The following is a 14272-nucleotide window of genomic DNA, read 5'->3' as shown; positions in this document are numbered from 1 at the left end:
GGGGCAGGCATAAAAAAAGCACCCCGAAGGGTGCTTTTTCTGTAGCCGAGCGACTTAGCGCTTCAACGAAGCCGGCAAGTGCGGCTGGATAGCAGTCAGCACAGCCTTGAAGCATTTGGTGTTGCCGGCAACGATGTGGCCTTTTTCAAGGAAGTCGTGGCCGCCGGTGAAGTCGCTCACCAAGCCACCGGCTTCCTGGATCAGCAGGGCGCCAGCAGCCATGTCCCATTCGGACAGGCCCGATTCCCAGAACGCATCGAAACGGCCAGCGGCTACATAAGCCAGGTCCAGGCTCGCAGCGCCGGCGCGGCGGATGCCGGCGGTCTGGCCGACCAGGGCGCGGAACATGCCCAGGTAGTTGTCCAGGTTGTCCATCTGGTCATCACGGAACGGGAAGCCGGTACCCAGCAGGGCGCCGTCCAGGCTGGTGCGGCCGCTGACGCGCAGGCGACGACCGTTCAGTTGGGCGCCACGGCCACGGCTGGCGGTGAATTCTTCCTGGCGAACCGGGTCCAGCACAACGGCGTGTTCCAGGCGGCCACGGTATTTGCAGGCGATGCTGACAGCGAAATGAGGAATGCCGCGCAGGAAGTTGGTGGTGCCGTCCAGCGGATCGATGATCCACAGGTACTCTTCGCCTTCGATGCCAGTACCGGCGTGCATGCCGGTCTCTTCACCGAGGATGGAGTGGTTTGGATAAGCCTTGCGCAGGGCGTCGACGATCTTTTGCTCGGCGGCGCGATCGACCTCGGACACGTAGTCCTTGGCGTCTTTTTCATCGACCTTGATGGTATCCAGGCGCTCGATGGAGCGGAAGATCAGTTCACTGGCGCTGCGGGCGGCGCGCAGCGCGATATTCAGCATGGGCTGCATGGATGTGTCACCTAAGGTTGTTAAAGAAAGCCGCGCATTCTATCAGAAAGTTTTCCGAGGAGAAGGTTGGTGTTCGCTTTCATAGCTTAACGGTAGGTGCTTCTGTAAGATTTGCTCCCTTTATCGTGTTCGAGAGCGCCCCCCTTGTTGCAGAACATTCGTGTCGTCCTGGTCAATACCAGCCATCCGGGTAACATCGGCGGAGCTGCGCGGGCCATGAAGAACATGGGCCTGTCGCGCCTGGTGCTGGTCGAACCGCGTCTGTTTCCCCATCACGAGGCTGACGCCCGGGCTTCCGGTGCCGGTGACATCCTGGCCAACGCTCAAGTCGTCGCCACTCTTGAGGATGCCCTGGTGGGTTGCAACCTGGTGCTCGGCACCAGCGCCCGCGACCGCCGTATCCCCTGGCCGCTGCTCGACCCCCGCGAATGCGGCACCAAAGTGGTCGAGGAGGCCGCCCAAGGCTTTGAGATCGCCCTGGTGTTCGGTCGTGAAGACTCCGGCCTGACCAACGACGAGCTGCAGCGATGTCACTTTCACGTGCATATCCCTTCCGACCCCGAGTTCAGTTCCCTGAACCTGGGGGCGGCGGTGCAGGTGTTGAGCTATGAAGTGCGCATGGCTTGGCTGGCAGCCGAAGGCAAGCCCAGCAAAGTCGAAAAAACCGAGGTCACGTCGCCGCGCAGTGAGACACTGGCGACCATGGACGAACTGGAACGGTTCTATGAACACCTGGAGCAGACCCTGGTGGACATCGAGTTCCTCGACCCGGAAAAGCCGCGACACTTGATGGCGCGCCTGCGTCGGTTGTACGGACGGAGCTCGGTCAGCCGGGCGGAGATGAATATATTGCGCGGCATCCTCACGGAAACCCAGAAGGCGGCCCGTGGCGAGCTGATTAAGCGGAAGAAATAAAATGTTCGAACGTTTGCGTGAAGATATCCAAAGTGTTTTCCATCGTGACCCGGCGGCGCGCAATGCCTTTGAAGTGCTGACCTGCTACCCGGGGATGCACGCGATCTGGATCCACCGCTTGTCCGGTGCCTTGTGGAACATGGGTTGGAAATGGCTGGCGCGGCTGGTCTCGAACTTCGGGCGTTGGTTGACCGGGATCGAGATCCATCCGGGCGCCAAGGTCGGCCGTCGGTTCTTCATCGACCACGGCATGGGCATCGTCATCGGCGAAACCGCCGAGATCGGCGACGACGTGACCCTGTACCAGGGCGTGACCCTCGGTGGCACCAGCTGGAACAAAGGCAAGCGCCACCCGACCCTGGAAGACGGCGTGGTAGTGGGCGCCGGCGCCAAGGTGCTCGGGCCGTTCACGGTGGGGGCGGGGGCGAAAGTCGGCTCCAATGCGGTCGTAACCAAGGCCGTGCCGCCTGGCGCGACCGTGGTGGGTATTCCGGGGCGGATCATCGTCAAGTCCGATGACGAGCAGGACGCGCGCCGCAAGGCCATGGCCGAGAAGATCGGCTTCGACGCCTACGGTGTCGGCGAAGACATGCCCGACCCGGTCGCCCGCGCCATCAACCAGTTGCTCGATCACCTGCAGGCCGTCGATGGGCGCCTGGAGGGGATGTGCGGGGCCCTGAAGGATCTGGGCAGTAATTACTGTGCCAAGGACCTGCCTGAGCTGCGCGAGGAAGATTTCGCGTGTGTGAAGGACAAGGATCAGAGCCAGGCCAGCTAAACCCGGCAGGCCTCATCGCGAGCAAGCTCGCACACAGGGGGTTTTGGTGGGTGCACAATTCGTGTACACCACAGACCCCTGTGGGAGCGAGCTTGCTCGCGATAAACGATAACGCGGTATCGCTGGTCGCCGCCGACCAGCCTTTGCTATCATGCGCGCGCTCTTTCGCGGGTAAACCTGAGTAAAGCACTAGGTCTTATACTTGACTTAAATACTCGGGAATTGCATACTCGCCCCCATTCCGAACTCCGTGGTAATTGTCCATGCGACTGACTACAAAAGGCCGATACGCCGTGACCGCAATGCTGGATCTGGCATTGCATGCGCAGCACGGGCCGGTGTCCCTGGCCGATATCTCCGAGCGCCAGGGCATTTCCCTGTCCTACCTTGAACAGCTGTTCGCCAAGCTGCGCCGTAGCAACCTGGTTTCCAGCGTTCGCGGCCCGGGCGGCGGCTACCAGCTGTCGCGGGATATGCAGGGCATCCAGGTCGCCCAGGTGATCGATGCGGTGAACGAATCGGTCGATGCGACCAAATGCCAGGGCCTTGGCGATTGCCATGGCGGCGATACTTGCCTGACCCACCACTTGTGGTGCGACCTCAGCCTGCAGATTCACGAATTTCTAAGCGGTATCAGCTTGGCTGACCTTGTAACTCGTCGTGAGGTGCAAGAAGTAGCCCAGCGTCAGGACCAGCGTCGTTGCAATAGCAAGGCGCCGCACCTGGACAAGATTGAAGCGTCCGCCGTCGAATGACTGCCGCAGAGCACGCGGAACGCCAGCCAGCCTGATTTAGGAGAGAGTCCATGAAATTGCCGATTTACCTTGATTACTCTGCGACCACCCCGGTTGATCCGCGTGTTGCGCAAAAAATGAGTGAATGCCTGCTGGTCGACGGAAACTTCGGTAACCCGGCGTCCCGTTCCCACGTGTTTGGCTGGAAGGCCGAAGAGTCGGTCGAAAACGCCCGTCGCCAGGTCGCTGACCTGGTCAACGCCGACCCGCGTGAAATCGTCTGGACCTCCGGTGCCACTGAATCCGACAACCTGGCAATCAAGGGTGTCGCGCATTTCTACCACACCAAGGGCAAGCACCTGATCACCTCCAAGATCGAGCACAAGGCTGTCCTGGACACCATGCGCCAACTGGAGCGTGAAGGCTTCGAAGTCACCTACATCGAGCCGGGTGAAGACGGCATCATTACCCCGGCCATGGTTGAAGCCGCCCTGCGCGACGACACCATCCTGGTTTCGATCATGCACGTGAACAACGAAATCGGCACCGTCAACGACATCGCCGCCATCGGCGAACTGACCCGTTCCAAGGGTATCCTGTTCCACGTCGACGCGGCCCAGTCCACCGGCAAGGTCGACATCGACCTGTCCAAGCTGAAAGTCGACCTGATGTCGTTCTCGGCCCACAAGACCTACGGCCCTAAAGGCATCGGCGCGCTGTACGTCAGCCGCAAGCCGCGTGTTCGCCTCGAGGCGACCATGCACGGCGGCGGTCACGAGCGTGGCATGCGTTCCGGTACCCTGGCGACCCACCAGATCGTCGGCATGGGCGAAGCCTTCCGCGTGGCCAAGGAAGACATGGCCGCCGAGAACGTACGCATCAAGGCCCTGAGCGACCGCTTCTTCAAGCAGGTCGAGCATCTGGAAGAACTCTACGTCAACGGCAGCATGATCGCCCGCGTACCGCACAACCTGAACCTGAGCTTCAACTATGTTGAAGGCGAGTCGCTGATCATGGCGCTCAAGGATCTGGCCGTGTCGTCCGGTTCGGCGTGCACCTCGGCGTCCCTGGAGCCTTCCTACGTACTGCGCGCCCTGGGCCGCAACGACGAACTGGCCCACAGCTCCATTCGCTTTACCTTCGGCCGTTTCACCACCGAAGAAGAAATCGATTACGCCGCGCAGAAAGTCTGCGAGGCCGTTACCAAGCTGCGCGCTCTGTCGCCGCTGTGGGACATGTACAAAGACGGCGTCGACATTTCGAAAATCGAGTGGGCGGCGCACTGAAGAAGTCGCCACCAGAGCGACTCACTGATGAGGATTGAAGCAAATGGCATATAGCGAAAAGGTCATCGACCACTACGAGAACCCGCGCAACGTCGGCAAGATGGACGCGCAGGATCCTGATGTCGGCACCGGCATGGTCGGCGCCCCGGCGTGCGGCGACGTGATGCGCCTGCAGATCAAGGTCAACGAGCAAGGCATCATCGAAGATGCCAAGTTCAAGACCTACGGCTGCGGTTCCGCCATCGCGTCCAGCTCCCTCGCCACCGAGTGGATGAAGGGCAAGACCCTCGACGAAGCCGAAACCATCAAGAACACCCAGCTGGCCGAAGAACTGGCCCTGCCGCCAGTGAAGATCCACTGCTCGGTACTCGCTGAAGACGCCATCAAGGCCGCCGTTCGCGACTACAAGCAGAAGAAAGGCTTGATCTGATCCGCGTATCGGTAAGGAGTTTTCATGGCTATCCAGATGACAGAAGCGGCAGCTAAGCATGTGCAGCGTTCCCTCGCGGGGCGTGGCAAGGGCGAGGGTATCCGCCTGGGTGTTCGCACCACGGGCTGTTCTGGCCTCGCCTATGTACTGGAATTCGTCGACGAAGTGGGCGAAGACGATCAGGTGTTCGAAAGTCATGGTCAGAAAGTGATCATCGACCCGAAAAGCCTGACGTACCTGGACGGCACCGAGCTGGATTTCGTCAAGGAAGGGTTGAACGAAGGCTTCAAGTTCAACAACCCCAACGTACGCGGTGAATGTGGCTGCGGCGAAAGCTTCAACATCTGAGGCAGCTTGTGGGTACTCCTTGTCATTTTGCGTTGTTCCAGTTGCAGCCTGCTTTCCAGCTGGATCTCGATCAGTTGTCGGCGCGATATCTGGAATTGGCCCGTGGTGTTCATCCGGACCGTTTTGCCGACGGCTCCGAGGCTGAGCAGCGGCGGGCGCTCGAGCAGTCGGCGAACCTCAACGAGGCTTACCAGACGCTCAAGAGTCCAGCCAAGCGCGCGCGTTACCTGCTCGCTATCAGCGGTCATGAGTTGCCGCTGGAGGTCACGGTCCACGATCCCGAGTTTCTTTTGCAGCAGATGCAATGGCGCGAAGAGCTCGAAGACCTGCAGGACAGCGCCGATCTGGCCGGTGTCGCGGTATTCAAGCGACGCTTGAAAGACGCCCAGCAAACACTGAACGAAAGCTTCGCAGCCTGCTGGAACGATGCCGCGCAACGCGAACAGGCCGAACGCCTGATGCGGCGCATGCAGTTCCTCGACAAGCTCACCTACGAAGTGCGCCAGCTAGAAGAGCGCCTCGACGATTAACCCAGTGCCGCTCCGGTCGCACGCCTGATTACAGATAAGTCCTGATTACGATGGCCCTACTGCAGATCGCCGAACCCGGCCAAAGTCCACAACCGCACCAGCGTCGCCTGGCTGTCGGGATCGACTTGGGTACCACCAACTCCCTGGTAGCTGCCTTGCGCAGCGGTCTTTCCGAACCGCTGGCCGACGAGCAGGGACGGGTGATCCTGCCGTCCGCCGTGCGCTATCACGCCGATCACGTTGAAGTGGGCGAGTCCGCGAAGCTGGCCGCCGCCACCGATCCGTTGAACACCATCGTCTCGGTCAAGCGCTTGATGGGTCGTGGTCTGTCCGACGTCAAGCAATTGGGTGACCAACTGCCGTACCGCTTCGTTGGCGGCGAATCCCACATGCCGTTCATCGAAACCGTGCAGGGTCCGAAAAGCCCGGTGGAAGTGTCGGCCGACATCCTCAAGGTGTTGCGCCAGCGCGCCGAAGCGGCGTTGGGTGGTGAATTGGTGGGGGCGGTCATCACCGTGCCGGCCTATTTCGATGACGCCCAGCGCCAAGCCACCAAGGATGCCGCCAAGCTCGCCGGCCTGAATGTGCTGCGTTTGCTCAACGAGCCGACGGCCGCTGCGGTCGCGTATGGCCTGGACCAGCATGCCGAAGGCCTGGTTGCCATCTACGACTTGGGTGGCGGTACTTTCGATATTTCGATCCTGCGCCTGACCGGCGGTGTTTTCGAAGTCTTGGCCACCGGTGGCGACAGTGCCCTGGGCGGCGATGACTTCGACCACGCCATCGCCGGCTGGATCATCGAGCAAGCGGGCTTGTCCGCCGACCTCGACCCAGGTGCGCAACGCCACCTGCTGCAAACCGCCTGCGCCGCCAAGGAAGCCTTGACCGACGCCGCCACCGTTGAAGTCGCTTATGGCGACTGGAAAGCCACGCTGACCCGCGAAGCCTTCGATGCCCTGATCGAGCCCATGGTCGCCCGCAGCCTCAAGGCCTGCCGCCGTGCCGTGCGCGATTCCGGCGTGGAGCTCGAAGACGTCAAGGCTGTGGTCATGGTCGGTGGTTCGACCCGCGTGCCTCGGGTTCGCGAAGCCGTTGCCGAGGCCTTTGGCCGCCAGCCGCTGACTGAAATCGACCCGGACCAGGTGGTCGCCATCGGCGCCGCGATCCAGGCCGATACCCTGGCCGGCAACAAGCGCGACGGCGGCGAACTGCTGTTGCTCGACGTGATTCCGTTGTCCCTGGGCCTGGAAACCATGGGCGGCCTGATGGAGAAGGTGATTCCACGCAACACCACCATCCCGGTTGCCCGCGCCCAGGACTTCACCACCTATAAAGACGGCCAGTCGGCCATGATGGTCCACGTGCTGCAAGGCGAGCGTGAACTGATCAGTGACTGCCGTTCCCTGGCCCGCTTCGAACTGCGCGGCATCCCGCCGATGGTGGCCGGTGCGGCGAAGATTCGCGTGACCTTCCAGGTCGATGCCGACGGCTTGCTCAACGTCTCCGCCCGCGAACTGGGTTCGGGCGTGGAGGCGAGCATCCAGGTCAAGCCATCCTACGGCCTGACCGACGGTGAAATCGCCAAGATGCTCAAGGATTCCTTCCAGCATGCCAGCGACGACAAGGTGGCGCGGGTGCTGCGCGAGCAGCAGGTCGACGCCCAGCGCCTGATCGAAGCCGTGCAAGGTGCCCTGGAGGCAGACGGCGACCGTTTGCTCGACGCTGAAGAGCGCATGGTCATCGAGCTGCAAATGCAGGAATTGTCCGAATTGATCAAAGGCACCGATGGTTATGCCATCGAGCAGCAGACCAAGCGTCTGTCGCACGTCACCGATGCCTTTGCTGCCCGCCGCCTGGACTCGACGGTGAAAGCCGCCCTGGCGGGGCGCAACCTGAATGAAATCGAGGAATAACTGATGCCGCAGATCATTTTTCTGCCACACGCCGAGCATTGCCCGGACGGTATGGTGGTAGAGGCCGAAACCGGCAAGTCCATTCTCGAAGTGGCCCATGACAACCACATCGAGATCGAGAGCGCCTGCGGCGGTGTCTGTGCCTGCACCACCTGCCATTGCATCATTCGTGAGGGTTTCGACTCGCTGAATGAGGCCGATGAGCTGGAAGAGGACTACCTTGATAGGGCCTGGGGCCTGGAACCGACGTCGCGCCTGACCTGTCAGGCCAAGGTCGGCACCGAAGACCTGGTGGTCGAAATCCCGAAATATTCGCTTAACCATGCGGCCGAAGCGCCGCACTGATGGTGACACTGTCATGAGCTATGGTTGGAATGATGTACAACGCATCGCAGAAGAACTGGCCGAAGCCAAGCCGGACGTGGATCCGCTGAAGGTCAATTTCGTCGATCTGCAGCACTGGATCATGGAGCTTCCCGGTTTCGACAGTACCTCTGGCCGTTGTGGCGAGAAGGTCTTGGAAGCGGTCCAGGCGCTCTGGATCGAAGAAATCGACTGATCGACCTGGCAGGTTAGGCAATACCCCTGAACCCGCGTATAATTCGCGGGTTTAATTTTTCGCAAATTACCGTTTCTGGAGTTACACCATGGCTGTTCAACGTACTTTCTCCATCATCAAGCCTGACGCCGTTGCTAAAAACGTGATCGGCAAGATCGTTACCCGTTTCGAAGACGCTGGCCTGCGCGTTGTAGCTTCGAAAATGAAGCAACTGTCCAAGGCTGAAGCCGAAGGCTTCTACGCTGAGCACAGCGAGCGCGGTTTCTTCGGTGAGCTGGTGGCCTTCATGACTTCCGGTCCGGTTGTCGTCCAGGTGCTGGAAGGCGAAAACGCTATCGCTCGCAACCGTGAGCTGATGGGCGCTACCAACCCTAAAGAAGCTGCTGCCGGCACCATCCGTGCTGACTTCGCCGAGTCCATCGACGCCAACGCCGTTCACGGTTCGGACTCCGAAGCCGCTGCTGCTCGCGAAATCGCTTACTTTTTCGCTGCTACTGAAGTAACCACTCGCTAAGCATTGGCTTAAGAGTGAAGGTGAATCCATGACTACATCGACTGTTAAAACCAATCTGCTGGGGCTGACCCAGCCGGAAATGGAGAAATTCTTCGACTCGATCGGGGAGAAGCGTTTCCGTGCCGGTCAGGTGATGAAATGGATTCACCACTTTGGCGTCGACGACTTCGACGCCATGACGAATGTCGGCAAGGCCCTGCGCGAAAAGCTCAAGGCTGTGGCCGAGATTCGCGGCCCCGAAGTGGTCAGCCAGGACATTTCCAGCGACGGCACCCGTAAGTGGGTGGTGCGCGTGGCGTCCGGCAGCTGCGTCGAGACCGTCTACATTCCCCAGGGCAAACGCGGCACCTTGTGCGTTTCGTCCCAGGCAGGCTGTGCCCTGGATTGCAGTTTCTGCTCCACCGGCAAGCAAGGCTTCAATAGCAACCTCACCGCCGCCGAAGTGATCGGCCAGGTGTGGATTGCCAACAAATCCTTTGGCAGTGTCCCGGCGACCGTCGACCGTGCCATCACCAACGTGGTGATGATGGGCATGGGTGAGCCGCTGCTGAATTTCGACAACGTCGTTTCCGCCATGCACCTGATGATGGACGACCTGGGCTACGGCATCTCCAAGCGCCGCGTGACCCTGTCCACTTCCGGCGTGGTGCCGATGATCGATGAGCTGGCCAAGCACATCGACGTCTCCCTGGCGTTGTCGCTGCACGCACCCAATGACGCATTGCGTAACCAATTGGTGCCGATCAACAAGAAATATCCGCTTAAGATGCTGCTCGAGTCGTGCCAGCGCTACATGTCGTCCCTGGGCGAAAAACGCGTGCTGACCATCGAGTACACGCTGCTCAAGGATGTGAACGACAAGGTCGAACACGCGGTCGAGATGATCGAGCTGCTCAAGAACATCCCGTGCAAGATCAACCTGATCCCGTTCAATCCGTTCCCGCATTCCGGTTACGAGCGTCCGAGCAACAACGCGATTCGTCGCTTCCAGGATCAGCTTCACCACGCTGGCTTCAACGTCACCGTGCGCACCACTCGCGGCGAAGACATCGACGCCGCCTGTGGCCAATTGGTAGGACAGGTGCTGGATCGCACCCGTCGCAGCGAACGCTACATTGCCGTGCGTGAGTTGAACGCCACGGACGATGCGGTGCAAAACGCTGCGAACAGTCACTAAGAGAGGAACTCTATGTCCCTGCGCTTCGCGCTCGTTTTGCTGTTGGCCGGCCTTTGTTCCGGTTGTGTCCTGTCGGGTGACTACAACCCGATGAGGACCAGCAAAGGGCGCGACGAGGCGCGTGTGGCCTACGTGCAGCTGGGCATTGGCTACCTGCAGCAGGGCATGACTGAACGGGCCAAGGTGCCGCTCAAGAAAGCCCTGGAACTGGACGACTCCGACCCGGATGCCAATGCGGCCCTGGCCCTGGTGTTCCAGGCCGAGATGGAGCCGGAGCTGGCCGACCAGCATTTTCGCAAGGCGCTGTCTGCCCGCCCGCAAGACGCGCGGATCCTGAACAACTACGGCAGCTTTCTTTTCGAGCAGAAACGCTACAAGGACGCCTACGAGCGCTTCGAGCAGGCTGCCGCCGACACCCTTTACCCTGAGCGTTCGCGGGTTTTCGAAAACCTCGGCATGACGGCTGCGCAGCTCGGCCAGCGCGACCTGGCCCGCCAGCAACTGGAAAAGGCGCTGCGGCTCAACCGCCAGCAACCGCGGGCGCTGCTGGAAATGGCTGAGTTGTCCTACGAAGACAGGCATTATGTGCCCGCGCGTGACTACTACGAGCGTTTTAGCCTGCTGAGTGAGCAAAATGCACGTAGTCTATTGCTCGGCGTTCGGCTGGCACATGTGTTTGAAGATCGCGACAAGGCTGCAAGTTACGGCCTGCAACTCAAAAGACTCTATCCCGGTACGCCGGAATATCAGCAATACCTGTCGGAGCAATGATGAAAGCGGCGCATCCCGAAGTTGTAGCAGCGACTCGCGTAAATCCTGGTGAGACCCTGCGTCAAGCCCGCGAAAGCAATGGTTGGTCGCTGGCCGAAGTGGCCCTCAAGCTCAATCTCACCGTGGCCTCCCTCGGCAATCTGGAAGCGGGCGCGTTCGACAAGCTGCCTGGGCATACCTTTGCCCGGGGCTATATCCGCGCCTATGCCAAGTTGCTCGGCATGGACCAGACCGTGCTGGTCCAGCAATTCGATCAATACACCGGTTCCGATGCCCAGGGCAGCAACGTGCACAGCCTGGGGCGCATCGAGGAACCGGTTCGCGTTTCCCACACCATTTTGCGAATCGTCAGCCTGTTGCTGCTGATCGCGGTGATTGGTGGCGGTTTTGTCTGGTGGCAGGACCAGGCTTCCTTGCGCAACAAGGAGCCGGTCGCCATGAACCCTGAGCACGTTGAGGTCGAAGGCGCCGACGGCACCACCCAGATCCATCCGCTGGACGAGCCGGAAGACCAGGCTGTCGTCGAAGGCCAGGCCGAAGGCGAGACCGCCCTGGCGTTGCCACAGGACCAGGACGCCAATGCCGAAGCGGGTGCCGAGCCGGCTGCTCCAGCCCCTGCGCCAGTTGCACCAGCAGCGCCGGCTGCACCGATTGCCACGGCACCTGCCGCACCGAGCACGCCAGCGCCAACCGCGGCTGTGCCTGCGACCCACGCTGCGCCAGCCGCGCCAGTTGTTCCGGCAGCTCCGGCGGCCCCGACCCCGGCGCCAGTCGCAGGTGAAGGCCAGGTGCAAATCCAGTTTGTCGCCGACTGCTGGACGCAGATCACCGACGGCAACGGCAAGGTGCTGTTCAGTGGCCTCAAGCGCAAGGGTGACAGCACCGCCGTCAGTGGCAAGCCGCCGTTTGCCGTACGCCTGGGTTATGCCCGTGGCGCGCAGGTCAGCTACAACGGCCAGCCGGTCGACATCGCTCCGTTCACCAGTGGCGAGACCGCTCGCCTGAAGTTGGGTCAATAAGTCATGCACGGCGAATCTCCTATCAAGCGTCGCGAATCCCGAAAAATCTGGGTCGGCAACGTGCCCGTGGGCGGCGATGCGCCTATCGCTGTGCAGAGCATGACCAACAGCGACACCAATGACGTGGCCGCCACGGTCGCCCAGATCAACCGCCTGGAAGCCGCCGGTGTCGACATCGTGCGCGTATCGGTGCCGGACATGGACGCCGCCGAGGCGTTCGGCAAGATCAAGCAGCTGGTCAAGGTCCCCTTGGTGGCCGACATCCACTTCGACTACCGCATCGCCCTGCGCGTGGCGGAGTTGGGCGTGGATTGCCTGCGCATCAACCCGGGCAACATCGGTCGCGAAGACCGTGTCCGTGCCGTAGTGGATGCCGCCCGCGACCGGGGCATCCCGATTCGCATCGGCGTGAACGCCGGTTCCCTGGAAAAAGACCTGCAAAAGAAATACGGCGAACCGACCCCGGCGGCACTGGTGGAATCGGCCCTGCGCCACGTCGAGCACCTCGAGCGCCTGAATTTCCAGGACTTCAAGGTCAGCGTGAAGGCGTCCGACGTGTTCATGGCCGTCGAAGCCTACCGCCTGCTGGCCAAGGAAATCGTCCAGCCGCTGCACCTGGGCATCACCGAAGCCGGTGGGTTGCGTTCGGGCACGGTGAAATCCGCCGTCGGCCTCGGTATGCTGCTCGCCGAAGGGATTGGCGATACCATCCGCATCTCGTTGGCGGCTGACCCGGTCGAGGAAGTGAAAGTCGGCTACGACATTCTCAAGTCCCTGCACCTGCGTTCCCGTGGCATCAACTTCATCGCCTGCCCGAGCTGCTCGCGGCAGAACTTCGATGTGGTCAAGACCATGAACGAGCTGGAAGGGCGCCTCGAAGACCTGCTGGTGCCGCTGGATGTCGCGGTGATCGGTTGCGTGGTCAACGGGCCGGGCGAAGCCAAGGAGGCCCATATCGGCCTGACTGGCGGTACACCGAACCTGATTTACATCGACGGCAAGCCGTCGCAGAAACTGACGAATGACAATCTGGTGGATGAGCTGGAACGGCTGATTCGCCAGAAAGCGGCCGAAAAGGTCGAAGCCGACGCAGCGGTCATCGCGCGCGGTTAAGTCGAAAGATTAAGGAATACACGTGAGCAAGTCCCTGCAAGCCATTCGTGGCATGAACGACATCCTGCCCGAGCAGACGCCCCTGTGGCGTTATTTCGAGGGCACTGTGGCGCGTCTGCTGGATAACTACGGCTATCGGCAGATCCGCATGCCGATCGTCGAGTTCACCGAGCTGTTCAAGCGCTCCATCGGTGAAGTGACCGACATCGTCGAAAAAGAGATGTACACCTTCGACGACCGCAATGGCGACTCCCTGACCCTGCGCCCCGAAGGCACGGCGGCCTGCGTGCGTGCGGTGCTCGAGCACGGCATCACCGGCGGCGGCCAGGTGCAGAAACTCTGGTACGTCGGCCCGATGTTTCGTCACGAGCGTCCGCAGAAAGGCCGTTATCGCCAGTTCCACCAGATTGGCCTGGAGGTGTTCAACCTCGAGGGGCCGGACATCGATGCCGAGCTGATCGTCATGACCTGGCGCCTGTGGGGCGAGCTGGGGCTTCGCGATGCGGTCAAGCTCGAGCTCAACAGCCTGGGCACCAGCGAGTCCCGTGGCCGCTACCGTGAAGCGTTGGTGGAGTTTCTTTCTGCCCACCTGGACAAGCTCGACGAAGACAGCCAGCGCCGTCTGAAGACCAACCCGCTGCGTGTGCTCGACACCAAGAATGCCGAGACCCAAGCAGTCCTGGTCGACGCGCCGAAAATGGCCGACTACCTCGACGACGAATCCCGTGCACACTTCGAAGGGCTGAAGGCGCGCCTGGACGCCGTGGGCATCCCTTACGTGATCAACCCCAAGTTGGTCCGTGGTCTGGACTACTACAGCAAGACCGTCTTCGAGTGGGTCACCGACAAACTCGGCGCCCAAGGCACCGTATGTGCTGGCGGCCGCTACGACGGACTGGTTGAACAGATGGGCGGCAAGCCGACCCCGGGCGTGGGCTTTGCCATGGGCATCGAGCGCCTGGTGCTGATGCTGGAAGCCTTGGACAAGGTCCCCGAAGAACTGTCCCGTCAGGTCGACGTCTACCTGTGCGCCTTTGGCGAGGCCGCCGAACTGGCCGCCTTGTCGTTGAGCGAGCGGATCCGCGACCAGTTGCCCAACCTGCGCTTGCAAATCAACGCCGGCGCCGGCAGCTTCAAGAGCCAATTCAAGAAGGCCGACAAGAGCGGTGCGTTGTACGCACTGATCCTCGGTGACGACGAACTGGCCCAACAAGTGGTAGGTTTCAAACCCCTGCGTGGCCAGGGCGAACAACAAAGCATTGCCTGGGATGCGCTTGCTGCACACCTGGCCACCTGCGTCGTGCAGGGTTGA

17 protein-coding genes are annotated in these 14272 nt (G+C 61.2%); 16 read left to right on the top strand and 1 reads right to left on the bottom strand.

What is annotated here, in order from left to right; all coding sequences use genetic code 11:
• Positions 1 to 54: 54 nt before the first annotated feature.
• Positions 55 to 873 (bottom strand): type III secretion system regulator SuhB, encoded by an 819-nt coding sequence (gene suhB, locus BLT00_RS13375; protein ID WP_003185165.1) that lies wholly within the window; start codon positions 871 to 873, stop codon positions 55 to 57.
• A gap of 144 nt (positions 874 to 1017) precedes the next feature.
• On the opposite strand from suhB, the gene trmJ reads away from it, so the two are divergent.
• The 16 genes from trmJ to hisS all read left to right on the top strand — a co-directional run bounded on the left by trmJ (position 1018) and on the right by hisS (position 14272).
• The gene (gene trmJ, locus BLT00_RS13370; protein ID WP_038856918.1) at positions 1018 to 1788 is read left to right on the top strand and encodes a tRNA (cytosine(32)/uridine(32)-2'-O)-methyltransferase TrmJ; all 771 of its coding nucleotides are present in this window, start codon (positions 1018 to 1020) and stop codon (positions 1786 to 1788) included.
• 1 nt (position 1789) lies between these two features.
• Positions 1790 to 2566 carry a serine O-acetyltransferase gene (gene cysE, locus BLT00_RS13365; RefSeq protein WP_072346750.1) on the top strand — a complete coding sequence of 259 codons (777 nt, stop codon included), beginning with the start codon at positions 1790 to 1792 and terminating at the stop codon, positions 2564 to 2566.
• A gap of 263 nt (positions 2567 to 2829) precedes the next feature.
• Positions 2830 to 3321, top strand: coding sequence for a Fe-S cluster assembly transcriptional regulator IscR (iscR, locus tag BLT00_RS13360; protein ID WP_003185160.1), 492 nt, complete (start codon positions 2830 to 2832; stop codon positions 3319 to 3321).
• A 50-nt stretch (positions 3322 to 3371) separates the two neighbouring features.
• The gene (locus BLT00_RS13355; RefSeq protein WP_063322856.1) at positions 3372 to 4586 is read left to right on the top strand and encodes an IscS subfamily cysteine desulfurase; all 1215 of its coding nucleotides are present in this window, start codon (positions 3372 to 3374) and stop codon (positions 4584 to 4586) included.
• Positions 4587 to 4629: 43 nt separating this feature from the next.
• Positions 4630 to 5016, top strand: a complete 387-nt coding sequence (iscU, locus tag BLT00_RS13350) for a Fe-S cluster assembly scaffold IscU (protein WP_003185157.1) — start codon at positions 4630 to 4632, stop codon at positions 5014 to 5016.
• A 24-nt stretch (positions 5017 to 5040) separates the two neighbouring features.
• Positions 5041 to 5364 carry an iron-sulfur cluster assembly protein IscA gene (iscA, locus tag BLT00_RS13345; protein ID WP_030139597.1) on the top strand — a complete coding sequence of 108 codons (324 nt, stop codon included), beginning with the start codon at positions 5041 to 5043 and terminating at the stop codon, positions 5362 to 5364.
• 8 nt (positions 5365 to 5372) lie between these two features.
• Positions 5373 to 5894, top strand: a complete 522-nt coding sequence (hscB, locus tag BLT00_RS13340) for a co-chaperone HscB (RefSeq protein WP_092143846.1) — start codon at positions 5373 to 5375, stop codon at positions 5892 to 5894.
• Between the two features lie 50 nt (positions 5895 to 5944).
• Positions 5945 to 7807: a Fe-S protein assembly chaperone HscA gene (gene hscA, locus BLT00_RS13335; RefSeq protein ID WP_092143849.1), complete on the top strand. Its 1863-nt coding sequence runs from the start codon at positions 5945 to 5947 to the stop codon at positions 7805 to 7807.
• Between the two features lie 3 nt (positions 7808 to 7810).
• Entirely contained in the window at positions 7811 to 8152 is a 342-nt protein-coding gene (gene fdx / locus BLT00_RS13330) for an ISC system 2Fe-2S type ferredoxin (protein ID WP_003198002.1), read from the top strand.
• Positions 8153 to 8165: 13 nt separating this feature from the next.
• The gene (iscX, locus tag BLT00_RS13325; RefSeq protein ID WP_003198004.1) at positions 8166 to 8366 is read left to right on the top strand and encodes a Fe-S cluster assembly protein IscX; all 201 of its coding nucleotides are present in this window, start codon (positions 8166 to 8168) and stop codon (positions 8364 to 8366) included.
• 88 nt (positions 8367 to 8454) lie between these two features.
• Positions 8455 to 8880, top strand: a complete 426-nt coding sequence (gene ndk, locus BLT00_RS13320; protein ID WP_063322853.1) for a nucleoside-diphosphate kinase — start codon at positions 8455 to 8457, stop codon at positions 8878 to 8880.
• Positions 8881 to 8908: 28 nt separating this feature from the next.
• Positions 8909 to 10057 carry a dual-specificity RNA methyltransferase RlmN gene (gene rlmN, locus BLT00_RS13315; RefSeq protein WP_063322852.1) on the top strand — a complete coding sequence of 383 codons (1149 nt, stop codon included), beginning with the start codon at positions 8909 to 8911 and terminating at the stop codon, positions 10055 to 10057.
• Positions 10058 to 10069: 12 nt separating this feature from the next.
• Positions 10070 to 10828, top strand: a complete 759-nt coding sequence (gene pilW, locus BLT00_RS13310; RefSeq protein WP_063322851.1) for a type IV pilus biogenesis/stability protein PilW — start codon at positions 10070 to 10072, stop codon at positions 10826 to 10828.
• Positions 10828 to 11847 (top strand): RodZ domain-containing protein, encoded by a 1020-nt coding sequence (locus BLT00_RS13305; RefSeq protein WP_092143853.1) that lies wholly within the window; start codon positions 10828 to 10830, stop codon positions 11845 to 11847. The genes pilW and BLT00_RS13305 overlap by 1 nt, the downstream gene beginning before the upstream one ends.
• A 3-nt stretch (positions 11848 to 11850) precedes the next feature.
• Positions 11851 to 12960: a flavodoxin-dependent (E)-4-hydroxy-3-methylbut-2-enyl-diphosphate synthase gene (ispG, locus tag BLT00_RS13300; RefSeq protein ID WP_003185136.1), complete on the top strand. Its 1110-nt coding sequence runs from the start codon at positions 11851 to 11853 to the stop codon at positions 12958 to 12960.
• Positions 12961 to 12982: 22 nt separating this feature from the next.
• Complete coding sequence (hisS, locus tag BLT00_RS13295) at positions 12983 to 14272, top strand: histidine--tRNA ligase (RefSeq protein ID WP_014336698.1); 1290 nt, start codon at positions 12983 to 12985, stop codon at positions 14270 to 14272.

The organism is Pseudomonas sp. NFACC51, assembly GCF_900103575.1.
GTDB classification, from domain to species: Bacteria; Pseudomonadota; Gammaproteobacteria; order Pseudomonadales; family Pseudomonadaceae; genus Aquipseudomonas; species Aquipseudomonas fluorescens_Q.
This window is presented reverse-complemented; position numbering and strand designations above follow the sequence as displayed.

Bases quoted from the DNA above. Each gene is read 5' to 3' on its own strand.
- BLT00_RS13305 (WP_092143853.1), top strand. From the start codon at position 10,828: ATGAAAGCGGCGCATCCCGAAGTTGTAGCAGCGACTCGCGTAAATCCT.
- fdx (WP_003198002.1), top strand. From the start codon at position 7,811: ATGCCGCAGATCATTTTTCTGCCACACGCCGAGCATTGCCCGGACGGT.
- iscU (WP_003185157.1), top strand. From the start codon at position 4,630: ATGGCATATAGCGAAAAGGTCATCGACCACTACGAGAACCCGCGCAAC.
- iscR (WP_003185160.1), top strand. From the start codon at position 2,830: ATGCGACTGACTACAAAAGGCCGATACGCCGTGACCGCAATGCTGGAT.
- rlmN (WP_063322852.1), top strand. From the start codon at position 8,909: ATGACTACATCGACTGTTAAAACCAATCTGCTGGGGCTGACCCAGCCG.
- ispG (WP_003185136.1), top strand. From the start codon at position 11,851: ATGCACGGCGAATCTCCTATCAAGCGTCGCGAATCCCGAAAAATCTGG.
- iscA (WP_030139597.1), top strand. From the start codon at position 5,041: ATGGCTATCCAGATGACAGAAGCGGCAGCTAAGCATGTGCAGCGTTCC.
- hscA (WP_092143849.1), top strand. From the start codon at position 5,945: ATGGCCCTACTGCAGATCGCCGAACCCGGCCAAAGTCCACAACCGCAC.
- pilW (WP_063322851.1), top strand. From the start codon at position 10,070: ATGTCCCTGCGCTTCGCGCTCGTTTTGCTGTTGGCCGGCCTTTGTTCC.
- BLT00_RS13355 (WP_063322856.1), top strand. From the start codon at position 3,372: ATGAAATTGCCGATTTACCTTGATTACTCTGCGACCACCCCGGTTGAT.
- suhB (WP_003185165.1), bottom strand. From the start codon at position 873: ATGCAGCCCATGCTGAATATCGCGCTGCGCGCCGCCCGCAGCGCCAGT.
- iscX (WP_003198004.1), top strand. From the start codon at position 8,166: ATGAGCTATGGTTGGAATGATGTACAACGCATCGCAGAAGAACTGGCC.
- cysE (WP_072346750.1), top strand. From the start codon at position 1,790: ATGTTCGAACGTTTGCGTGAAGATATCCAAAGTGTTTTCCATCGTGAC.
- ndk (WP_063322853.1), top strand. From the start codon at position 8,455: ATGGCTGTTCAACGTACTTTCTCCATCATCAAGCCTGACGCCGTTGCT.